19 protein-coding genes are annotated in these 22,351 nt (G+C 72.1%); 10 read left to right on the forward strand and 9 right to left on the reverse strand.

The features are described from left to right. The first annotated feature begins 148 nt into the window (after positions 1-148). The 4 genes from ACPA54_RS01560 (at position 149) to ACPA54_RS01575 (ending at position 4,411) form a co-directional block, all read left to right on the forward strand. The gene (locus ACPA54_RS01560) at positions 149-1,255 is read left to right on the forward strand and encodes an NUDIX domain-containing protein (protein ID WP_423525962.1); all 1,107 of its coding nucleotides are present in this window, start codon (positions 149-151) and stop codon (positions 1,253-1,255) included. A 108-nt stretch (positions 1,256-1,363) separates the two neighbouring features. Beyond that, entirely contained in the window at positions 1,364-1,606 is a 243-nt protein-coding gene (locus tag ACPA54_RS01565; protein ID WP_423525964.1) for a hypothetical protein, read from the forward strand. 518 nt (positions 1,607-2,124) lie between these two features. Next, complete coding sequence (locus ACPA54_RS01570; protein WP_345674720.1) at positions 2,125-2,439, forward strand: MTH1187 family thiamine-binding protein; 315 nt, start codon at positions 2,125-2,127, stop codon at positions 2,437-2,439. Between the two features lie 619 nt (positions 2,440-3,058). Further along, on the forward strand, positions 3,059-4,411 hold the full coding sequence (locus ACPA54_RS01575) for a phosphotransferase (protein WP_423525966.1): 1,353 nt from the start codon (positions 3,059-3,061) through the stop codon (positions 4,409-4,411). A 135-nt stretch (positions 4,412-4,546) separates the two neighbouring features. Here the strand turns inward: ACPA54_RS01575 and ACPA54_RS01580 are convergent, their stop codons facing one another. After that, the gene (locus ACPA54_RS01580) at positions 4,547-4,948 is read right to left on the reverse strand and encodes a hypothetical protein (protein ID WP_423525968.1); all 402 of its coding nucleotides are present in this window, start codon (positions 4,946-4,948) and stop codon (positions 4,547-4,549) included. A gap of 605 nt (positions 4,949-5,553) precedes the next feature. Here ACPA54_RS01580 and ACPA54_RS01585 point away from each other — a divergent pair. Further along, on the forward strand, positions 5,554-5,982 hold the full coding sequence (locus tag ACPA54_RS01585) for a GlcG/HbpS family heme-binding protein (RefSeq protein WP_423525970.1): 429 nt from the start codon (positions 5,554-5,556) through the stop codon (positions 5,980-5,982). Between the two features lie 257 nt (positions 5,983-6,239). Here the strand turns inward: ACPA54_RS01585 and ACPA54_RS01590 are convergent, their stop codons facing one another. Then, the gene (locus ACPA54_RS01590) at positions 6,240-6,710 is read right to left on the reverse strand and encodes an RNA-binding S4 domain-containing protein (protein WP_423526866.1); all 471 of its coding nucleotides are present in this window, start codon (positions 6,708-6,710) and stop codon (positions 6,240-6,242) included. Continuing rightward, entirely contained in the window at positions 6,632-8,644 is a 2,013-nt protein-coding gene (locus ACPA54_RS01595; RefSeq protein WP_423525972.1) for an NAD-binding protein, read from the reverse strand. The genes ACPA54_RS01590 and ACPA54_RS01595 overlap by 79 nt, the downstream gene beginning before the upstream one ends. 372 nt (positions 8,645-9,016) lie before the next feature. Here ACPA54_RS01595 and ACPA54_RS01600 point away from each other — a divergent pair, with 372 nt between their 5' ends. Next, on the forward strand, positions 9,017-10,300 hold the full coding sequence (locus tag ACPA54_RS01600; protein ID WP_423525974.1) for an ATP-binding protein: 1,284 nt from the start codon (positions 9,017-9,019) through the stop codon (positions 10,298-10,300). A gap of 876 nt (positions 10,301-11,176) precedes the next feature. Beyond that, the gene (locus tag ACPA54_RS01605; protein WP_423525976.1) at positions 11,177-11,779 is read left to right on the forward strand and encodes an RICIN domain-containing protein; all 603 of its coding nucleotides are present in this window, start codon (positions 11,177-11,179) and stop codon (positions 11,777-11,779) included. A 132-nt stretch (positions 11,780-11,911) separates the two neighbouring features. Here ACPA54_RS01605 and ACPA54_RS01610 read toward each other — a convergent pair whose 3' ends face one another. Beyond that, positions 11,912-12,964, reverse strand: coding sequence for an aldo/keto reductase (locus ACPA54_RS01610; RefSeq protein WP_423525978.1), 1,053 nt, complete (start codon positions 12,962-12,964; stop codon positions 11,912-11,914). A 280-nt stretch (positions 12,965-13,244) separates the two neighbouring features. On the opposite strand from ACPA54_RS01610, the gene ACPA54_RS01615 reads away from it, so the two are divergent. Continuing rightward, complete coding sequence (locus tag ACPA54_RS01615; RefSeq protein ID WP_423525980.1) at positions 13,245-14,150, forward strand: helix-turn-helix transcriptional regulator; 906 nt, start codon at positions 13,245-13,247, stop codon at positions 14,148-14,150. Positions 14,151-14,174: 24 nt separating this feature from the next. On the opposite strand, the gene ACPA54_RS01620 is transcribed toward ACPA54_RS01615, so the two are convergent. The 3 genes from ACPA54_RS01620 to ACPA54_RS01630 form a co-directional block, all read right to left on the reverse strand. Then, positions 14,175-14,852 (reverse strand): hypothetical protein, encoded by a 678-nt coding sequence (locus tag ACPA54_RS01620; RefSeq protein WP_423525982.1) that lies wholly within the window; start codon positions 14,850-14,852, stop codon positions 14,175-14,177. Positions 14,853-15,167: 315 nt separating this feature from the next. After that, the gene (locus ACPA54_RS01625) at positions 15,168-16,049 is read right to left on the reverse strand and encodes an acyl-CoA thioesterase (RefSeq protein ID WP_423525984.1); all 882 of its coding nucleotides are present in this window, start codon (positions 16,047-16,049) and stop codon (positions 15,168-15,170) included. Positions 16,050-16,091: 42 nt separating this feature from the next. Beyond that, positions 16,092-17,576: an MFS transporter gene (locus ACPA54_RS01630; RefSeq protein WP_423525986.1), complete on the reverse strand. Its 1,485-nt coding sequence runs from the start codon at positions 17,574-17,576 to the stop codon at positions 16,092-16,094. Between the two features lie 221 nt (positions 17,577-17,797). Between ACPA54_RS01630 and ACPA54_RS01635 the strand changes: the two genes are divergently transcribed. Next, complete coding sequence (locus ACPA54_RS01635) at positions 17,798-18,409, forward strand: TetR/AcrR family transcriptional regulator (protein ID WP_423525988.1); 612 nt, start codon at positions 17,798-17,800, stop codon at positions 18,407-18,409. Between the two features lie 160 nt (positions 18,410-18,569). Further along, the gene (locus ACPA54_RS01640; RefSeq protein ID WP_423525989.1) at positions 18,570-19,802 is read left to right on the forward strand and encodes a hypothetical protein; all 1,233 of its coding nucleotides are present in this window, start codon (positions 18,570-18,572) and stop codon (positions 19,800-19,802) included. A 151-nt stretch (positions 19,803-19,953) separates the two neighbouring features. Here ACPA54_RS01640 and ACPA54_RS01645 read toward each other — a convergent pair whose 3' ends face one another. Next, positions 19,954-20,604: an EboA domain-containing protein gene (locus ACPA54_RS01645; RefSeq protein ID WP_423525991.1), complete on the reverse strand. Its 651-nt coding sequence runs from the start codon at positions 20,602-20,604 to the stop codon at positions 19,954-19,956. 605 nt (positions 20,605-21,209) lie between these two features. Further along, positions 21,210-22,274, reverse strand: coding sequence for an ATP-dependent DNA ligase (locus tag ACPA54_RS01650; RefSeq protein WP_423525993.1), 1,065 nt, complete (start codon positions 22,272-22,274; stop codon positions 21,210-21,212). Positions 22,275-22,351: the final 77 nt, after the last annotated feature.

Raw genomic sequence — 22,351 nt, forward strand, 5'->3', positions numbered from 1 at the left:
CTCGGCTCTCGGCGGGGGTTTGCCCCTTCGGCTGTGGACAACCATCTGCACGCGGCGGTTGTCCACAGACCGCGGGCAACGCAATGGTGGCCCGACCCCGCATTCGGCAGACTGTCACCACCGCATCACGCAACGAAACGGGGGAGTCATGACCGAGTCGACCTACCACCGCAGCGCTGTCGACGTGCACATCCTCTTCGTCGACGGCGGCCGGGTCCTGCTGCTGCGCCGATCCGCCGACGCGGCCTACGCGCCCGGGCTGTGGGCGCTGCCCGCCGGCCACGTCGACGCCGGCGAGGACGTCGTGGCCGCGGCAATACGCGAGGCACGCGAGGAAACCGGCATCGACCTCCCGCGCGAGCGGCTGCGCTGCGAACTCGTCATGCAGCACCGCGGCCCCACCGGCGATCCGCGCACCGGCTGGTTCTTCCGCGTCCTCGGCTGGGCCGGCAAGCCGGAGAACACCGAGCCGCACAAGCACGACGCGCTGATGTGGGCCGAGCTGGACGACCTCGATGCGGTCGACGGGCTCGTCGCGTACGAACGCGCCGCGCTCGACGCGATCGCGGCGGGCGTGCCGTACGCGCTGCACTTCCAGCCGCCCACCGACTCCGTCGCACACTCCCCCGCCGCCCCGACCGCACTCACCCCGATCCCGTCCGTCGACCACGCCCACGTGCCGCTGCGCCGACAGCACCGGGTCCGCGAGTGGGTCCGCGCCGGCGCGCCGTGGACCTGGCATGCGGACACGCCGGTGACCGACGGGCTGCCCGTCCGCCAGTCCTGGGGCTGGCTGTTCGCTCCGGACGGCCGCGTGCTGGTCCTCGTCGGCAAGCGCGGCACGCTGAACATGCCCGGCGGCACCGTCGAACCCGACGACGCCGACCCCCTGGCGACGCTGACCCGCGAAGCCGTCGAGGAGGCGGGTGCCACCCTGGGCGCGACCGCGTACCTCGGCTACCTGCTCGACAGCGAGGGCGTCGTATACGACGGCACCCCCACGGCCCGCGTCCGTACCGCCGCACGCCTGGTATCCCTCGCTCCGGAGTCGGTCGACCCGGCCACCGGCTACACCTGGCGCCGCATCCTCGCCCCGCCGCGCCTCGCCGCCACCCTGATGGGCGGCGGCGACGTCGCCCTCGCGGAAGCCCTGTCCGCGCAGCGCACGGCACACGAACGACTGGGCGTACCACTGGCGGAAGGCTGGGACATCGACGAAGTGCCCGCGGAGGGCGTCGTCTTCGAAACTCCGTAGTCCGCCGACGACCGCCGCTGACGCGCGAACTGGCCACCATCCGCAACCCCGTGGTCACGGGGCTTATCGTCGCGCCGACGGTGCCGACCGAGCAGAAGGGAAGGCCAGATGGCCGAAGGCGAACCGATCAGGGGCTTGATCCCTGTGGACAAGCGGGTGCTCCAGGCGACCATGGCCGCAGCGGCAGCCCAGGAGGAGATGGTCAAGGTCGCGTTCCCCGGACTCCAGCATCGTGCCGACGGCATGACGGACGCGGCCACCCGGCTGACCCGCGCCGGCCTCGCGGCGGACACCGGCGCGGCGGCAGTCCGGGAGGAGATGCGGGAGAAGGGGCGGGCGAAGGAGCTTTGAGGAGCGGGGCGGGGCTCGCCGGGCGGGGCTGACCGAGCGGGTGAGGTGGCCCGGGAGAAGGGGCTCTGACGCGGGTTGGGACGAGTCGGGAGCCGACCGGACAGAGCTCGGGGCCCGGAATGCACGCTTCCGACGCGGATCGAGGCGGGCCGGGCGGCGGGCTTGGTCCGGGCGCGGCGGTCGGCGGTCGGCGGTCGGCGGTCGGCGGTCGGCGGTCGGCGGTCGGCGGTCGGCGGTCGGCGGTCGGCGGTCGGCGGTCGGCGGTCGGCGGGAGCATGCCCCAGGAGAAGGGACTCCGGCGCGCGTCGGGGCAGGTCACTGCCGTCAGTCACGGCCGTCCCGGCAGGCAGCTTGGCCCGGGGCTCCACCCCAATCCCTCGCCGGTCCTCCACCGGACCTCGGCCCGGACGTCTCCGGCGGGCCCGGCGTCCCCAACAGCCCCGGCGCCCCCGGCTACCCTGGCAGCCGCGGCGGCGTACCCCCACCCGTCGCGGCTCGCGTCCCGGGAGGTCAAGCCCATGATCGTCGCCTTTTCCGTCACCCCGCTCGGGATCGGCGAGGACGTCGGCGAAGCCGTCGCCGAGGCGGTCCGCGTGGTCCGGGCCAGCGGCCTGCCGAACGAGACGAACGCGATGTTCACCTCGATCGAAGGCGAGTGGGACGAGGTCATGGCGGTCGTCAAGGACGCCGTCGACGCCGTCAAGGCCCGCACCGGCCGCGTCAGCATCACCCTCAAAGCCGATATCCGCGACGGCGTCACGAACGGCCTGACCAGCAAAGTCGCCTCGGTCGAGCGCTACTTGGGCACGCACCCGAACCCGTCGGAGAGCTGACGAGCAGCAGCGCCCCTCCCGATGGACCCTGCCGGTGAACCCGCCCCGCGAAAGCCCGGCCCGCACCACCCGCACCACCCCCGCCGGCCGGTCGACGGAGTTCCGCCTGCGGCGCGCTCCGGGCCACGGTCGGCGCGCCCTGGCCGCCGACCCGAATGCCCGCGCGCCGCAGTCGAGCCGACACCCGGGGAGCCCGAGCCGCGCGAATCCATGAGCGCGAGAGCCCTACACAAAGCGCGACGACGGTCACGTGAACCGTACCTCTTCGGCCGCTGACTCCCCTCCAGGGGAAGGGGGTTCACTGTTGCCCTCCCCCGGGCGCCGACGCGATCGCGGGTGGTGACACCGCATCACTCGGCCTGGAGTCGGACCCTGTCCGGCGTGCCGGGGTTGGCCCTGCGCGACACCGACGGCAACTGCTCCACTGCACGGTTCAGCACGGACGTATGACGGCCGACTTGCGCCCCGTCCCTTGTGGACCTTGGCTGCGCCGTTGCCACAGCAGCCTGGGAGACACTCGACCATCGCGTGCGGGAGTCGCGAAGACCTGGCAGCCAGATCACGCGGACCGCTACGCGCTGTTGCCAGACCGCAGCACCGCCCGTCGTACTGTTCACCCGTGCGGACCACAATGTTCACCGCGGCAGAGGCCCGGCACCTCTATGAGGAGCGCGACCGCATCGGGCATCGGATGAGCGCGGGAGCACAGAGCGCCGTCTTTCGCTTCGAGACGCCCGAAGGCCCGGTCTACCTCCGCGAAGAACACAAGCCCTGGGATCCCTTCCGAAGCCCGGCCGAACGGCGGATCAAACCGCGGGTTTGGCGCCCCGCGGACATCCTGGCGACGGTGGGTCCACAGACGCGCCATGTCCCACCGCTGCTCCATGACGGCGGATCCTGGATGATCGTCGCCGGAGTACCCGACGCCGAAGCCCAGCCGCTACGGGCGCAGCGCCGCCCGGAATGGCTGATCCGCGACATGCCGGACATCGTCATGGGCGACTTCGGGAACATCGAACGCGGACCGCTGCTGCCGCTGCCGGCGACCGCCGGCGCTGACCGCAACAGCTCGGCCTACATGCACCGCCAGATCGCCCACCACACGATGCGCAGCCATCTGCTGGGGCCGGGGTCGCCGTACCGGGTCTGGTACGAGAAAATGCGGTTCGAGCGGGACTCCCTGTCGTTCGCCCGCTACGCGCGACCTTGGCAGCCAACCCCTTTCGGTCTCGTGCACAACGACCTACATCCGGAGAACATCCTGCGCCCCAGCGGTGCCGCTCCGGAAAGCCGGGAAACCTACATCATCGACCTCGACCTGGCGGGCTGGGGACCGCTCACGCGCTCGCTGGCCCAGCACTGCGCCGAGTTCGACTACACACCAAGCCAGTTGGACGAGATCAAACACCGTGCTGCCCTCGTCCGCCCAGACGCCGCCCCCTCTCTTGAAGAGGACTTCACCCACTACCGCAATTACGAGTTGGAGCTCAAGGCCACGGCCGCCCCGATGCGTGTCGAGCAACGCATCACCGCGCTGCTCAAGCTTCCCGAAGGACAGCGGGAGGAGCACATCTGGGCATGTGCCGAGGAACTCACCCGGCTTGTGAACCCGGCCCGCGTACATGCGTGGGGCCAAGAGCCGGCCGAGGTGTCGGACACGGTGCGCGACCTCGTCGAGTTCATCGATATGACCCCAGGCATTCCCCGTGGTCGCACCAAGACCCCTGTCAACACGAGGGAGCACCAAACCGGTCTCCGACGACTGGCCGTGCCACGGATCACCCGCGCGGAGAAGCCCATGTCGCCTCCGACGGCAGCCGCGTCGGGGCTCGGCAATGTCCAACACCACGGCTACACGCGTCCGCTCGCCCCCGGCACCAGAGCCTCACACAACGCCGCCACATGGGCTGTCCCCACCCGGGCCGCGAACCTGCGCCCAGCGAGCGAATCGGAAAAGGCGCATGGCAAGTGACGGGGCACGTCCGCTACCAGGTATGCCTTCACGGCGCCGCGAGCGTTGCGCCGGTCAGGGCACCTAGGTGTATTAACCCGCCGCCGCGTCCGCTGACCCGCGAAGGTCTACCCGCGCCGCGAACCCTGTCCGTCCTCACCTGCGATCGGGCACGAAGCACTGCGCGACGACCGAGTCGATCGCCGTGACCGGCCACAACGTCGCGCTGTCGTGCGGGCCGATCCACAGCGATGCGCCGTCCGGGGTGGTGATCCACACGATGACGTCGGTGTTGTTCCGGATCCCGGAGGCGACGAACGGCGGCGAGAAGTACTCGCTCGCACACTCCGGGATCAGGTAGGGATCGGCGCCGGCGACCCCGCCGGGAATCAGACACACGTACCCGTCCGGACACAACGCGTCACCCCGCGCCCGCCCCGGCTCCCCCGCCCCCACCCCGGACTCCGCATGCGCGGGCTGCCCGGCAACCAGCGCCGCGGCAGCCAACGCCAGCCCGGCAAGTGCTCCGGTGACGCGACGGATCGATGACGTACGCACGATGAACTCGCGCCTCCCAACAGCCGAACACCCGCACCGCGGCGGCAACTCCCGCCCACCACGGCACCTTTCGCTCGAAGTCCACGCGCTGCACGGCCCCCACCGCAATCACCGCCACTCGAACGGAGCACACGAACCACTCGAACGGGGGCGTTTGAGGTGGGAAGACGCGTGGATGGGGCGCTCGCTGACCGTGCCCGCTCGCGCGACCGGCCTTGCGCCGTCACGGCACATGAACGCCCGCGACGCGGGCCCGATCACGACCGCGCCGCCGGACACCCGGACGGGCGCCGGTCCAGCCTCGTCACGCCGCCCGCCTCGGCTGCTACCGCGCCGGCCGGTTTCGCTCCGCGTGGCGCTCGCTGTCTTGCCTCGCCCGGTCGCTGTACCCGCTTCGCGTGGGCGGCCGCGGAGAGCAGACCACGGCCCTCTGCCCGCCGTCGGCCAGCGGACGGCTGCCTCGGCGTCGCTCGTTGCCCCGCCCCCCAACCTGCCGCCTCTGCCGCCTCCTCCACTCGCGGCCCTGGAAGTTCCTGTCGGCTCGGGGCATGATCGCGGCGCACCTGGTCGGTTCGGGCCGGTGGTCGAGTTGCGGAGGGGTTCGGATGGCCGGCAAGGACGTGGTGGAGGCGTACGACGTCAGCTCGGAGGCTGCTCGGGCGTTGGTCGCGGCTGTGGTGGCGAAGGCCGCGGAGTTGGGGCGGGCCGTGAGTGTGGCGGTGGTCGACTCGGCGGGGACGCTGGTGGCGTTCGAGCGCATGGACGGGGCGCTGCGGTTCAGCGCGAGCCTGGCCAGTGAGAAGGCGCGGACGTCGGCAGCCTTCGGGCGCCCGACCGCGGCAATGGAGGAGCTCATGACCGATCGCCCGGGTTTTGCCGCCTCGTTCGTCCACGAAGGCGGCTGGTACCTCGGCCGCGGTGGTCACCCGCTGCTGCGGGACGGCCGCCCGGTCGGCGGCATCGGCGTGAGCGGCGACTCGGCGGAGCACGAGGACCACTGGGCCCGCGAGGTCGCCGGGGCCTTCAACGCGTAAGGGGACATAAGCGGGCAGAAGCGGGCGTCGGCACCACGGCGACGGGCGTTCCGGCAGGACGCCGACAGGCGGGAGCGGCAGCATGCCGTATGCCCCCACACGGTCGTCCCGAGCCGACTCCGCGGGGGGAGGGGCGCAAAACCGCCGGCCGACCGCCCACGAAGCCGCCAACGCACGCGTCACCTGGACCGCGCACCCACCGCGGCCCTGCCTGGTCGAAGCAGCAGCCTCAGCCGCCGACCGCGGCAGCAGCCGACCTACGCCCCCCGCAGCCGATCCAGGTCCCGTCGGTCGCGCTTCGTCGGGCGGCCGGTCCCGCGGTCGCGGATGCCCGCGGCGGCGGTGAGGTCCCGGGGCGGGGGCGGCGGGCTGTTGTCGGTGTAGCACTCGACGGCCACCGGGGCGCCGACGCGTTTGAGGATCAGTTTGCGGACGACGACGATGCGTTCGTGGCCGTCGTGGCGGAAGCGGACTTCGTCGCCGACTTTGAGCGCGTGGGCGGCCTTGACGCGTTCGCCGTTGACGCGGACGTGGCCCGCGCGGCAGGCGGTGGCGGCGATCGACCGGGTCTTGGTCAGGCGTACGGACCAGATCCAGGCGTCCACCCGCGCGCTTGTCGGTTCTCCCGTGACTCCGGCCATACGCCACCCTAACCCGAGCCGTCGAGCGCCCGAGCCCCCGTCTCCGGCGGCAGTCCCGGGCTCGCGGACTGGCCGACCACGCCCGATTCCGAACCCGAACCTGACCCCGAAGCCGAAGCCGAACCTGACCCCGAATCCGACCCCGGAGCCGAAGCCGAACCCGACCCCGAAGGCGAACCCGAACCCGAAGCCGACCCCGGCCTCCCCCGCACCAATGCCGCCAGTCCCTCCCGCGTCGTGGCCAACACCACCCGGTCGTCGGCCTGCAGGACGTATCCCTGGTGCAATCCCCAGGCCAGCTCCGGCTCGTGTCGCTCCCCCGCGGCCGTCGGGCCGGCGATCAGCGGGCGGCGTTCGTGGGGTTGGGCGAGATCGAGGGCCAGGATGCGGCGGGCGCCGGGGCGGAAGACCTCGTCGACGGTGCGGCCGAGCAGGTCGGGGTGGTCGCCCACCTCCAGCGCCACGAAGACCAGGACGCTGCGTTCGACGGGCAGGGCGCCCAGGATCTGCCGTCCCATCATCGCCGCCGCGAAGGCCGGGGCCGCGAGCGTGGAGACGCTGCGGCTGCGGGTGGTGGCCTGCGGATAGGACGCGCGCATGGCCTGGTTGACCACGGCGGCGAAGTCGTCCTCGAACAGGCGCATGACGACGCGGATGTCCGGCTTGCATTCGCGAGCGTACAGCGCCGTCTCCAGGTTGGTGCTGTCGCTGCTGGTCAACGCCATGATGGCGTCGGCGCGTTCGATGAGGGCGTCTTCGAGGACGCCGTCCTGGGTCGCGTCGCCGACGATGCACGGCACGTGCAGGGAGCGGGCGAGGGCGACGCCGCGGGCCTTCGGGTTCTGTTCGACGCACACCACCTGGACGCCGAGCGCGTGCAGTCGGTCGAGGACCCGGCTGCCGACCTTGCCGAGGCCCATGAGCACGATGTGGCCGGACATCCCGCGCGGCGGGCGGCGCAGCGCGGTGGCGCTGCGGAACGAGCCGAGGGCTTGCAGGACGACCGCGAACAGGATGGGCAGCAGGGCAAGTCCGGTGAGTCCGGAGAGGAGTTGCAGGATCTGGCGGCCCTTGCGTTCGCCGACTGCCGGGTCGCCCATGGCCATCAGGTCGAGCATGGACAGGTAGGCGGCGCGCAGCGGCGGGTTCTTGGTGACCTGCCAGGTGAGCAGGGCGAACACGGCTTCGAGGCCGACGAGGCCGGCGACGGCGAGCATGAGCCGCCGGGAGAAGAGTTCGCGGAGCGGAAGCCTCGGCGGCAGGGCGCGGGCCCGCAGCGGGGCGACGGGTTGGGTGTCGCGGGTGACGGTTTCGAGGACGACGCGGTTGCGGGTGGCGTGGGCGGCGTCGACGGCGTCGTCGTCGGGCAGCAGGAGCGGGCCGGCCGCGGCGCCGGGGTCGGACAGGACGGCGAGGGTGCAGAGGTCGCCGTCGGCGATGCTGCGGAGGGGTTCGCCCGCGGTGCGGTCGGCGGCGCGTAACAGGAGGCCGTCGGCTTCGACGATGCGGGAGCGCTGTCCCGCGAGGGCGGCGGCGACGAGCGCGGGGGCGGCGGGGTCGGCGTCGGAGAGCACGCTGGTGGTGAGGTCGGTGCCGCCGGGGGTGGCGCGGCCCAGGAGGTCTTCCAGGTAGCGGCCGAGTTTGCGGTTGAACAGCCGGATGACGAGCCGGATGTGCGGGTTGATGCGACGGGCGCGGAGGGCGGCGTGGATGTTGGTCTGGTCGTCGGTGTAGGCGAGGGCGATGGCCTGGGCGCTCGCGACGCCGGCGTGGATCAGCGCGTCCTCGCTGGGTGCGGCGGCTTCCCGGACGGTGACGGACAGGCCGGGTACGGCGGCGAGTTCGGTGATGCGGAGCCCGTTGGCGGAGCCTGCGGAAGGCACCAGGACGGTGACCGGCTGGTCATAGAGGCGGGCGAGTTCGGCGGTGAGGCGGTACGCGAGCGCGTCGTCGCCGCACACCACCATCGGCCGCGGCGGCGCTCCGTGCGGTGCGGCGGACTGGTCCGGTACGAAGGCCATGCCGGTACCTTGCCGCAACCGGGCGGATGCCGCGCGGGGTTGGTCCCTCGAATGGGCGCGGGGGGTCCGCCGGTCGTCGGCCGTCGTCAGAACGTCGTCAGACCATCGGCAGAACGTCCTCAGGCCGTCATCCGGTGGTCATCGGTGGTCGTCGGTGGTCGTCGGCGGCCATCCACGCATCGGGGCCGCGTCAGGGCCTTCGTCGGCGACGCCGGAATATCCCGGGACCGCATTGTCCGACGCGGAGCATGCCGGATCACCCGTTTGTCCATTCCGGAGGAGTCATCGGTGGGTCGGTGCCCCCTAGCGTTCGGCACTCGACGACCGCGCGGGACCAGTCCCGCGGGGTTTCCGCCGAGCCGGGAGAGTGTCATGGGCTGGATCGTTCAGGAGTACCGCGACGACGACCTCGCCGCCGTCGTCCACCTCATCGACACGACCTCGGGCGTCGGCCCGGACTCGGTGTTCACCGTCGCGGAGTGCATCACCGCGCTGACCGCCCGGCAGCCCGCGGTGGTGGCGCGGCGGGACGGCGAGGTCGTCGGCGCGGCGCTGGCGACCGTCGCGGAGGGCCGCGCGTGGGTGATGCGGATCGCGTTGGCACCGGCGCTGCGCGGGCGGGGGCTGGCGAGCGCGCTGCTGCTGGCGTTGGAGCGGCGGCTGGTGGAGCTGCGGGTGCGGCGGATCGCGTATGTGCTGCCCGAGGAGGACTTGCTGCAGGAGGGGCTGCAGACGGCCGGGTACGACCGGCGGCCCGCGGTGGCGTACTTCGAGAAGGTCGAACCGGTGGACGACCGCGCGGCGGACGTCCTGGACCGGCTCGGCGGCCGCATGCCCGCGGGCGATCTGTGGGGGCGGCTGGCCGGGATGGACGAGGAGAAGACGCTGATCGAGCGCCGCGTCGTCCTGCCGCTCGCGGATCCGGCGCGCGCCGAGCGGCACGGTGTCGAACCGCCGCGCGCGATCACGCTGTTCGGGCCGCCGGGGACCGGTAAGACGACGTTCGCCCGCGCGATCGCGTCGCGGCTGGGCTGGCCGTTCGTCGAACTGCTGCCGTCGCGGCTCGCGGACAGCGGGAACCTGGCGGCGGCGCTGCGCGAGGCGTTCGCGCGGATTGCCGAGCTGGACCGCGTGGTGGTGTTCATCGACGAAGTCGAGGAGATCGCGCCGGTACGCCAGTTCGAGTCCACGACGCCGCCGGGCGGCACACACTCGGTGACGAACGAGCTGCTGAAGCTGATCCCCGCGTTCCGCGAGCGCGAGGAGCGCCTGCTGGTGTGCGCGACGAACTCGGTACGCTCCCTCGACCCGGCGTTCCTGCGCCCGGGCCGCTTCGACTACGTGATCCCGATCGGCACCCCCGACCAGGCCGCCCGCCGCGCGATGTGGGCCCGCTACGCCCACGCCCGCCGCCCGGACGTCGACCTCGAGGCCCTGGTCCGCGCCAGCGAGCTGTTCACCCCCGCCGACATCGACCACGCCGCCCGCATCGCCGCCCAGGTCTCCTTCGAACGCGACCTCGACACCGCGGAGACCACCACCCCGGGCGCCGGCACCGAGGACTTCCTCCACGCGGTCGCCCAGTGCCGCCCGACGGTGACCCCGGCGATGGTGGCGGACTTCCGCGCGGACATCACCACCCACGCGCGGGTGTAACGACGCGGCCGACGCCCCCACGCGGCGAGCAACCGGGCTGACGCTCGCCTTGCTCGACCGCGCGTGGGGTGTTCATCCGGGTGCGAAGTCGGGGTTTCCCACAGCGCGCTTTTGGACCAGGACTGGCTTGTGCGGGTCGCCGACTTGAACCGCCGAACGATGCAGTCCCTGTTGGACGGGGTGTCCGACCCCGACAGCGGTGTGCGGCTCGCGAAACCGGAAACCTGGACCCGCGCCCCCGGTATGCCAATCCAAGCACCGGACTACATCACCGAGATGCTCGCCGGGCACGCCCAAAAAAGTGGAACGGCGCGTCCACCGCCACACGCGAGAAGACACCCGAGCCTCCGAACGATCCGCAACGGCCGGTCCCCGCGACCACCCGCACCCTGCCTCCGCCGGCTGCGGCGCCGTATACGGCCGACCTGCCGACGCCCGGGACCGTGGCTGCGCCGGCCGCGGACCGCCGATCCATGGCCGATCCCCGCCTCACCGGTGGCCGCGCCTGGACGCCACTCACCTCGCGCACCTTCGCCCGCGAGCCGGAACCAGGCTCCACTACACGCCTGTTCTGACGCCTACGGACTGCCGGCGAATGAACGTGCGCCGGCCGACCGGGACATCGCGGCACAGCCTGGGGTCGTGTCCCGGCAGCGCGGGGAAGCGCCGGCAGCACCGGGGCGAAGTCGCCTTGATTCAGCCATGGTGGCGGTGGAGTTTTGGGGCGTTATACGGAGTCGGCGTCGGCGGCCGAATTTCGCGCTCGAGCGCTTCCCTTGCTGCCGCGCCCCCATCCCGTGCCTTAGCTTGATCCGGTCAGGCGGGGGGCTGACCGTTACCTCCGCATGCCGACATACTCGAGCAAGCGAGGGAACCGTGAGTTCACGAAAAAGCACCGGAGTGATTCGGCAACTCGGCGTCGCCGCGGGGGCCCTTCTCCTCCTCCTGGGTCTCAGCGTGCCTCAAGCGCAGGCGGACACCGGGCCACTACGACTGCGCAACGCGATTACCCCGTATTGCGTGGGCCTGCCCGGCGACGGTTCCAACCCCGGAGCCAAGGCGATTACAGAAGACTGCGACAGCGGCGGCAGCAACCGGTACTGGACATTCCAGAACACCAACCTCGTCGACTACTTCGGCCGCCCCACCTTCGTCATCGCCAACAACGCGACGCCGGGCCAATGCCTCGACATCCCCGATCTCGGTGCGCCGCATTCGGGCGACATAGTCGGAATGTACGGGTGCAACAAGACCCGATACGACAACCAGGAGTTCATCAAGTACTACCCCTATGCCAACGACGACCGGTTCGCGCTGCAAAGCGTGAAGGACTTGAACCTCTGCCTCGATGTCTCCGGATGGGCTTACAACGGTTCGGACTGGGGTTCCCTCCAGTCGATCACGATGTACCCCTGCACCGGAACCGGCGGTCCCTGGACGAATTACCCCTGGGATGACCACCTCTGGTACCAGTGGTAGGAGCTGAAAGCCACACGGCGGCCAGGGCCTTTCCCGGGGCCCTGGCCGCCGCGCTCCCCTCTGCGTGGGCCTGACCGGATTCCCCCGCGCACCCCTCCTGCGGGTATCGGCGCGGGGGTGTCGTCCGGCGTGTCAGGGACGTGCCGGGCCATCGCCCGCGCCCGTGCGCGCGATGGCCTTGGCGATCTCGTCGAGATCCAGCTCGGTCAGCTCCACGTCGGCCGCGCCGATCCAGCCGTCGACCTGGCGCGGATTGCGCGCTCCGACGATGGCGCCGGTGACGCCCGGCCACGCCAGCGTCCACGCGACCGCGGTCTCGGCCACGGTCGCGTCGTGCCGTGCGGCGATCGGCCGCAGTGCCTCGGCCAGCGCGAGATTTGCCGTGAGGCCGGTCGTGAAGTCCGGGTGCGACGCACGCCAGTCGTCGCTTCCCAGCGCGGCGGCACGCTCCGCCGTGAAGCTGCCGGACAGCAGCCCGGACTGCATCGGGGAGTACACGATCGCGCCGGTGCCCTGCGCCGCGGCCCAGGCGAGTTCCGCCGCCGCGCCGCGGCTGATTGCGGAGAACGGCGGCTGGATCACGTCGACGTGGGCGATCGCCTCGGCCCGGGTGAGCTCGTCGACCGAGTGGTTCGACAGGCCGAGCGCCCGTACCTTGCCCTCGGCCTTCAGGTCGGCCATGACCTGCCAGTACTCCTCGAGCGGGGTGGCGCTCGGGGCTGCGGGGGCGTCCTGGTCGTCGGCGCCGTAGTTGAGGGCGTCGCCGTTGTCGGGCCAGTGCACCTGGTAGAGATCGATGCGCTCGACGCCGAGCCGTCGCAGCGAGTCCTCGACCTCGCGTCGCACGCTGTCGGGGCGCATGCTGCGGCGCGGGACCGCGCCCGGGTCGGCGGGGTCCCAGACCAGGCCGACCTTGGTGAAGACGTACGGGCGGTCCGCTTCGGGAAGTTCGGCCAGGGTCTTGGCGACGATTTCCTCGGCGTGGCCGAGGCCGTACACCGCAGCCGTGTCGATCCAGTTCACGCCGGACTCGATCGCGTGCCGTATCGCGGCCACGGACTCGGCGTCGTCGGTGCTGCCCCAGCTGTAGTGCCAGCCTGCGCCGGCGACCACCCAGGAGCCGAGGCCGACGCGGGTGATGTCCATGCCGGTGGTGCCGAGCGGACGCACGGGAAGGGTGCTCATCGGGATTCTCCAGGTTCCGGAGGCTTGGGCTGCGGGTTCTCCCGCCGCCGACAGCCATGTTTCGGCAGTCCGGAAGGCCGACCCAGATCCCTCGCGAACGTAGTTCTGCCAGGACCACCCACGCGCCTGCCGGGGAATGGGCGGCTGGTGGCGGACGTTGGGCCGCGCAGGGGCGACCGCGCGTGCGGGCGTCGCCGGTCGCTGTCGAGCAGGGGCCGGATGCAACCGCAGGACGATGTTTGACCGGTTACAGAATGTTCCGTGAGCTATGAGGTCTTTCATGCCCGATGCCACCCCGTCGCCTGATGCCACCCCGTCTCCCCTCGACCCCAAGGCCGACCTCGGCGCGTTCCTGCGCTCCCGCCGGGCGCGGGTGCGGCCGGAGACGACGGGGCTGCCCAGCTACGGGCGCCGTCGCGTGCCGGGGCTGCGCCGGGAGGAACTCGCGCAGCTCGCGGGCGTGAGCGTCGCGTACTACACGCGCTTCGAGCAGGGGCGCGCCGAGAACGTTTCGGCGCAGATCGTGGACGCGGTCGCCGCCGCGCTCGACCTCGACGAGGACGAGAGCGACTATCTGAACCGGCTCGTCGAGGCCGCCGGACGACGCAGGCCACCGATCGCCGCGGAACCCGCCCAGCAGGTGCGGCCGGGCCTCCGGCGGCTGCTCGACTCGATCCCGGACACCCCGGCGTTCGTGGTGGGCCGCCGCACGGACGTGTTGGCGTGGAACGCTCTGGCGGCGACCCTGCTCACCGACTTCGACGACCTGCCGCCCAAACACCGCAACAAGGCGTGGCTCGTCTTCCGTCACGCGGAGGTCCGCTCCCGGTTCGCGAACTGGGAGGTCAAGGCCCGCGACATCGTGGCCTATCTCCGCATGGACGCGGCCCGGCACCCCGGCGATCCGGCCCTGGCCGCACTCGTCGCCGAACTCTCGGAGCACAGCGCGGATTTCCGCGAACTGTGGGACGAGCACGAGGTCCGCGACAAGACGCACGGCGGCTACCACCTGCGGCACCCGGAGGTCGGCGAATTCACCCTCGCCTACGAGAGCCTCACGCTGCCGGGGGACCCGGACCAGACGCTGATCACGTACACGGCCGAGGCCGGCTCCCCGTCGGAGGCTGCCCTGCGGCTGCTGACCCACAGCCGCACGCCCGCGCACCCGGAGGACGCGGTCCGCTAGGTGTGCAGCTGCGCAACGTGCGGGTTACTTCGCCCAGACCGTCACGGTGACGAACTCCCCGTCGAAACCGTCGACGGAGGCCGTGCGGCCCCGGTCGGTCCGTACGCAGAACACCTCGGACTCGCCGGGTGTCACCTTCAGGTTTCTCGTCGTCCCCTGGGTTGTCAGCAGCGTCGCGCATTCCTGCTGCGTAGGCCGCGAACCAGCCGAGGCGACGGCGAGACTGCCCGTCTCTGCCGCGCGCGGTCCGATGCCAAGGGTGCGGGACATTCCGTTGTAACCCACGTCGCTGTCCATGTACGCAACCTGGCTCGGAGGGACGCTGTCCAGATCCACGTCCCCCAGGCGCACCTTCCCGGTCCACTGCACGGACCCCGCGCCGCTTGTACTCGCCGCACTTGGAGCATCCGTACTCGGGGAAGCCTGATTCCCGTTCCCGGCAGCGGCCGGCGCCGCAGGGGCGGTGACGGTGACGAACTGTGTGGTGGTCACCGTCACCGGTTCCTTGGCGCCCACCTGTTGCTGGACCTGGCAACCGCCGAAGAAGCCGGCCCCGATCAACGCGGCGAGAACGCCCAGCAGCGCGGGCAGGTTCTCCCAGAACCGCTGTCGGCGCCGCACCGGCGGATGCGTGACCTGGGCATCCTGTGGCTGCACGACGAGTTCCCCGTTCGTCTCTTGTCCGCGGCTCGGCTTCGGCACCCGGCCACGTCCGCATTCCGTCGTCCCCGTTCGGCACCGACCCCCGCGGCGGCCGTCACCGCCTCCGCGCGCTTCCCCGACGGCAACCGAAGCGCCGCGATCGGCAGGCCGTCAACGGTTGTATCCCAGCGCCGCATCCGCGTCCACGTGGTTGCCGCTCCGCGGCACTGCCCGCGTTCGAGGCGAACTGGCCTGGAGGGCCCGTCTCGTGGGAGGTCGTCAGTGCCACGCGTGGACACGGGATCGACGAGTGCCGGACCCGTGAGCAGCGCGGCTCGTCGAAAACGGCGGACCGATTGCGACGCACGTCCCCGTCTACCGCCCCGCCCCCGGATACACCCGGCACTGGCTTGTCGCTGTGGCTCGGATGTGGCCCGACAGACTGGTCAGGGTGCCGTGGGTGGAAGCGACGAGGCCGTGGGTATGGCCGGTGGCCTGGAGCAGGGTCATGCCTGTCGCGGGGCCTGGGGTGGCGTGCCATTCGGTGGTCAGGTCGAGGGTGAGCATGCCGTCGCCGGGGCGGCCGCGGAGGGCGGCGTCCATCAGGAACGCGTCGAACATCATCAGGTCGGTCAGACGCTCGGCCAAGCCCGAAACCACAGCCGACGCACCCGTCTCTGCGGACCCACCCCAGCCTGCCGCCGCGCCCACCCACAGCGCCACGCCGTCCCCGCCGTCCCGGAACGGGCCCTCGAACTCCGCCTGACTCAGCGCATAGTCGACGGCGCGGATCTCGAAGCCGCCCAAGAACTCGCCGATCTTGGCGATCCAGTCCACGCGTGGGCAGGACTCCGGGGTCGGCTGTGTCGCGAAGTCCGGGGACGGGAGGCCCGTGGGGGCCAAGAGTGACGGGGCGGTGAACCATGCCAGCGCGGCCAGTACCGGCTGGTCCGTCTGATACGCCGTCACGCGATAAGCCGACGCCGTGCGTCCCTCCACCAAGGTGGTGACCTCGAACGTCAGCTCGCCCGGCACCGCCCCCCGACTGAAGATCGTCTGAAGGCTCCGCAGGTGCTTGTCGGCCGCAAGGCACGAGGCGGCCAGGCCGGCGAGTGCCGCCGTCCAGCCACCGAAGCCTCGGCCGTCGAGGCAGTGGTACGCGGACAGTTCGGCGGTGAGCCGGGCCGAACTGCCGCGTACTCTCAGCTCTCCGAGTGCCGTGGCCACGATCGTGTCGATGTCCCCCGAAGCAGTCATCACCCGATCGTGGCACGGAACCCGCCCCGCGTCAGGAGCGCGTCACTGCACCTGGCGGCTCGCCCTTCGCGCCGCCGGCACCAGCAGGCCGACCAGCACCGCGCCGAGGCCCGCGATGGCGGCGATCCAGAACGCCAGGACGAACCCGTTCTCCTCCGGCAGGCCCGACGACGCGGTGTGCGACGTGATGGCCACCACGGAGATGGCCGAGCCGAACGACATGCCGACGGTGCGGGCGATCGTGTTGATGCCGCTCGCGATGCCGGTCTGGTCCGGCGACACCGCGCCGACGATGACGTTCGCCATCGCGGCCATCGCCGCGCCCACGCCGAGGCCGAGGATGAACAGCCCGATGCCGATCTCCCAGATCGCCCCGTGCACGATGATCAGCAGCACCGACCCGCCGGTGATCAGCGCCGCGCCGCCGATGAGCGACGGCTTGGAGCCGAAGCGGGCTTCGAGCGCGCCCGCCGTCGGTCCGGCGATGAGCATGGCGATGGCGAGCGGCAGCATGTACATGCCGGACAGCGTCACGCTGGTGCCGAATCCGAAGCCGCTGGTCTTGGGGAGCTGGAACAGCTGCGGGATCAGGAACATCATCGCCATCATCGAGTAGCCGATGAGCAGGCCGGCCACGTTCGTGGTCCACACGCCGCGCAGCCGCATGACCTTCATGTCGACGAGCGGGCTGGACGACTTGAGTTCGGCGAACACCCACAGGGCGAGCAGCACGACGGCGCCGGCGAACAGGCCGAGGGTGGTGCCCGAGCCCCAGCCCCACGTGCGGCCCTTGCTCACGGCGAGCAGCAGGCAGGCGAGCCCGCCGCCGAGCAGCGCCGCGCCGAGCCAGTTGATGCGTGCCGACGCGACGCGGTTGGGCGACTCGGGGATGAACATCCAGGCCGCGACGACCGTGAACAGGCACACGATCATCGGGATCCAGAACAGCCAGTGGTAGGAGAGGTGGTCGACGATCGGACCGGCCAGCACCGAGCCGATGCCGCCGCCGATGCCCATGACCGCGGAGGTGAGTCCGATCGCGGCCGCGCGGCGCTGCGGCGGAAACTCGTCCCGGACGATGCCGAACGACAGCGGGAAGACCGCCGCGCCGATGCCCTGGATGGCGCGGCCGATGATGAGCAGGCTGATCGAGTCGGCGAGGCCGCAGATGAGCGAGCCGAGGCCGAGGCTGGCGATGGCGACGACGAACAGCTTTTTCTTGCCGTGGATGTCGCCGAGGCGGCTGACCACGGGGGTGGTCACCGAGGCGACCAGCAGGTAGGCGGTGAGCAGCCACGACGCGGTGTCCGTGGTGGTGCCGACTTCCTTGGTGATGACCGGCAGTGCGGGCGCCAGCATCGACTGCAGCAGCGAGTAGGTGAGCGCGCCGAGCACCAGGATCATCAGGACGATGCCGGTTCTCGAACCCTGTTCCGGGGCCTCGCCGGAGGCGGCGGCCTTGCGGAGGTCGGTGGCGTTGTCCGGTGGGGTGGGGACGTCGTTCTGCGTCCCGGGGACGGTGGTCAAGGCAGGTGGTTCCCCTCGCTCGCGCACCATGTAAACCTGGTTTACATGTAAGCGGCAGATATTATCCACGACGGCGTGCGCCACCCCGCGGCGGGACCGGATGGCGAGTGGCCGCGCGGGTGGTTAGATGGCGACCGAGAATCGGCTCATTTCCGCTCCGCTCCCGGACTCCACCCGAGCAAAACCGGGACAATCCCGACGTGACGAGGGGTGCATCAGCCGTGGCCACCCGAGCCTCCGCCACCGCCGACCATGCGGACGTCCCCCGCGCCCGTTCCGCGGAGGCCACCGCCGCCGCGCTGCTCGACGCCGCGGTCGCCAGGTTCGCGCGGGACGGCTACGAAGCCACCTCGGTCCGCGACATCGCCGCCGACGCGGGCGTGAACCCGGCGCTGATCTACCGCTACTTCGGGTCGAAGGAAAAGCTGTTCGTCGAGGCGGTGACGCACGAGCGGAATCCGGCCTCGATCATCAACGGCCCGGTCGACGAACTCGCCGACCGGTCGGTGTCGTGGTTCCGCAGCCGCCCCACCGGTTTCGCGGGCGAGTCCCCCTTGGTGCTGATGGTGCAGTGCGCGGGGCGGGAAGGCGTCGCCGAGCTGCTGCGCGAGCAACTCCGCGCGAGCATCAGCACGTTGGCGGAGAAGCTCGAGGGCCCGGATGCCGAGATCCGCGCGGCACTGCTGCTGTCGCTCAACATCGGCATGGGGATGATCACGTCGATCGCCGACGTCCGGATCCTCGCCGACGCTCCACCGGAACGCCTGCAGGCCTACCTGGCCGACGCGTTCGCACCGCTGATCGCCGACCCGGAGACGGCAACGGACACCTGATCCGCCACAGCCGAGCACCCAGGCACCCGAGCACCCGAGCACCCGAGCACCCGAGCACCCGAGCACCCGAGCACCCGAGACGGGAAAACCCGCGTGCCCGCCCCGCCGGTTCCCGGCTAACCTGCGCCGCACGAAACCGACGCGGGAGAGGTGATCCGCCGTGCACCCGGGCGCGCTGCTGCTCGGCCAGGCGCCGTGGCCGGTCATGGGGGCGGTCCTCGAACGACTCGACGCGAACGCCTGCCACGACCTGATCGCGAGCGGCGGGCTGCCCACGGGGGCGCTCGTCGCGTACATCCTCGCGCACGGCCACGACGAAGCCCGCGTCGCGCTCGCCGCGAATCCGGTGGCGACGCCGGACATCCTGGGGCGGCTCGCCGAGGAGCCGTCGCCGCCGGTCGCCCGGCAGCTTCTGCACCATCCCTACGCCTGCCGGGAGTTCCTCGTCTCCGCGCTGCACGCCTTGCCGCCGGGGACCCGGGTGCCGGGCACCGGCGAGGGCGGCGGCCCCACGCAGCGCGCCGTGTACCTGCAGATCGAAGCCCCGGATGCGGGCGCGATCGCCGACGCCCTCGCCGCCTTGCATGTCGAACGGACCTTTCCGGCCGCCGGGTTGGTGCTGCTACGCGGCTGCGTGAACCTCTGGCGGCTGGCCGGACGCGACGCGGTCGCCGCCGCGCTGCGGACGGTCCCGCTCGTCGAGCGTCCGCGAGCGGCCGTGCTGGAGTCGGTCGCCGACGCACTGGAGCACCCGCACGGGCTGCACCGGCTCGACCTGGCGGTGGGGCGGCTCACGGGCACGCGCGAGCTCCTCCGTCGCCTGGACGCCGTCCCGAAGCGGCAGCGCGACGCGCGGGCCCGCGAGTCCGGCGGCATGGCGCGCCTGGTCATGCTCGCGCCGCACGAGCCGCTCGACTGGGATCTGATCATGCGCACCCACGCGGACAGCCCGCTCCCCGGCCTGTTCGTGCTGAACGACGAGCCGGGCTGCCCCCCGGAGCTCGCGACGCCGGCGACCGGATCCTCGTGGGCCCCGGCCGGCGTGCTGGGCCGCAGCCGCAACCGCCGCCGCGAGGCCCGCACGGAGGCCTTGACGGCGCTTCGCGACTTCGGCTCGCAGGAGAGCGTCCGCCGCGTGCAGATCGCCTACGCGGCGGGCCTGATCACCGCCCGGACGATCTTCGACGCGGCAATGCCCGCCGTCCGGGCGCTGAGCGTCTTCTACGGCGCGTCGGGTCGACACCTCAACGAGGCCCGGTCGGCGGTGAGCACCTTGACCAGGCCGACGCTGGGGACGCACGTCGAGGCGTGGATCGTGGCGCTCACGCTGCTGCCGGAGTTCGCGGGGACGGTGCCGGAGTTGCTGGCGACGGCTCGGGCGGCCGCGGGATAAGCGGGCTGCCACGCGCGGCCGGGCGCACGGGGTGCACCGGGCGCACCGGGAGAGCCGCGTGGCCGAAGGCGGCTGCGCGGCAGTGCCGTCGCCCCGCCACGCCCACCACGCCACGCCACGCCGCGCGCAGCCGTTGCGGGTCGGCTGCCCGTCACGACTCGCGGGCCAGGGCCGTCAGGGGAGCGATCTCCGGCGGCACCGAACGCCCGGCGGCCTCCCTTTCGCGCACGAAGTCGTCGAGCATGGACGCGAGTTCCCGGTCGGCCCGGTCGTCGAGGCCGGTGACCGCCGTCAGAGGCAGACCGAGGACGACGCATTTGAGCACGCCCTGCCGCCACGCTGCGGGTTCCAGCGCGTAGCCGCACGGTCCCAGGGCCGCCGCGACCAGCCGGTGGTCGTTGGTGCGCAACGCGTCTTCGGCGAGGGAGCGGGTGAGGGGGACGGAGGCCGCGGCGGTCGGCAGGTACGGCAATGCCCGCAGGACGGCGCGGCGTTCGTGGGCGTCACCGCGGTCGTACAGCCGACGGAGCAGCGCCGCCGCGTCGCAGGGCGGGACGGCGCCGACGAAGACGTCGAGCAGCAGTAAGCGGGCCGCGTCGTCGCACGTCCAGCTCGGCCAGGCGGCGATGCGTGCACGCCCGCAGGCCCGTCCGGCGGACGCGAACACCGCGCGCTGCCGCGCCGGTCCGGCCGCCACCGCGGCTTGGGCGGCCTCGGCGGGCCAGCGCGCGGAACCGGCGCGGGCGGCCTTCCGGAAGCCGAGTTCCAGTTCGGTGAGGGAGGGGTGGGCCGGGCGCAGCATGCCGGGGACGGGGAGCGGCGGAGAGGCGTTGGCCGTGGCGCGCGTTGCCGGGGCCGGGGCCGAGCACTGCCGCGCGCTGGGCGGCGGGGTCGGTCGGGTCGATCGGGTCGCCGGGTTCAGTAGCGGAGAACCGCCGGGTATCCCGACATCCTCCGGCTCGGACCGTCGGCTCTCGACGAGCTGACGGCCCGCCCCGATCCGCGACGCCCACTCCCCCGAGCCGCCGCCCGCCTCGGCCACGCGCTCCGATGCCCCCGTCTTCGTCAACCGCACCCCCGTGCGCCCGGCCGATTTCCCGTCCTCCCCGACCTTTTCGGCCATCACGCACCCACCCGCGGCCACGCCGGGTTGCCCCGAAGGTGCGCGGAGACGCGGGACGGTCCGTGCGGCGGATCCGCCGTCCCGCGTTCCGGATCGGCCGGACGCGGGCAGCACGAAACCCATCGCGTCATGGAACCCCCCAGTTCACGCAGGCCGTTCCGCCCCGCGTGCCCGGCACCGCGCGCGGCGGTGCCGCGACGTCCCCCGGGCGGGCCGGCCCTGATTGCTGTGCGACGAGTGAACGACGCGGGCGGGGCCGGATTCGGTTCCCGAGGGACGTCGCGTCAGCGGGCGGCGAGGACGTCGGCGAGGTTGTAGGACACCGGCTCGTCGAGCTGCGCGTACGTGCAGTCGTGCGGCGCCTTGTCGGGCCGCCAGCGGCGGAACCGCGTGGTGTGCCGGAAGCGGTCGCCCTGGGTGTGGTCGTAGGCGACCTCGACGACGAGGTCGGGGCGGAGCGGCACCCAGTCGAGCTGCTTGTCGCCGGTCCACCGGCTGACCGCGCCGGGGAGCCGGTCCGCTTCGTGGGCTTCGGCCTCGGCCCAGCGCGCCCACGGGTGCTCGGCGACGTCGTTGGTGCGGTACGGCGCGAGCTCCTGCACGAGTTCGGCGCGGCGGGCCATGGTGAAGGCCGAGGTGACGCCGACGTGCTGGAGCCGTCCGCGGTCGTCGTACAGGCCGAGGAGCAGCGATCCGACGACCGGGCCGGACTTGTGCTCGCGGTATCCGGCGACGACGCAGTCGGCGGTGCGCTCGTGCTTGATCTTGGCCATGACGCGTTCGTCGGGACGGTAGGTGCCGGCCGGGTCCTTGGCCACGACGCCGTCGAGTCCGGCGCCTTCGAACCGGTCGAACCAGACCTGGGCGACCGCGACGTCGTCGGTCGCGGGGGCCAGGTAAATCGGCGGCGGGGTGCCGGCGAGGGCGGTTTCCAGGGCGGCGCGGCGTTCGGTCAGCGGCTTGTCCAGGTAGGACACGTCGCCGAGCGCGAGCAGGTCGAAGGCGACGAACGCGGCGGGGGTGGTCTCCGCGAGGTGCGCGACGCGGGACGCGGCCGGGTGGATGCGGTCCTGGAGCCGGTCGAAGTCGAGGCGGTCGCCGATCGCCACCACGATCTCGCCGTCCAGCACGCAGCGCGGCGGCAGCAGGCGGCGGGCGGCGTCGACGACGTCCGGGAAGTAGCGGTCGAGCGGCTTGGTGTTGCGGCTGCCGATGAGCACCTCGTCGCCGTCCTTGAACACGATGGCGCGGAAGCCGTCCCATTTGGCCTCGTAGTGCATGCCCGGCGGGATCTTCGCGGCGGCTTTGGCGAGCATCGGCTTGACGGGAGGCATCACGGGAAGGTGCATATGCACCAGTTTGCGGCGACAACCCCGCCCATGCCAGGGCGCCGCGCCCGGCACTCCGTCGGCGTCGCGCGGGGGCG

The sequence above is a fragment of the Uniformispora flossi genome (assembly GCF_049534875.1).
Taxonomy (GTDB): Bacteria; Actinomycetota; Actinomycetes; order Streptomycetales; family Streptomycetaceae; genus Yinghuangia; species Yinghuangia aomiensis.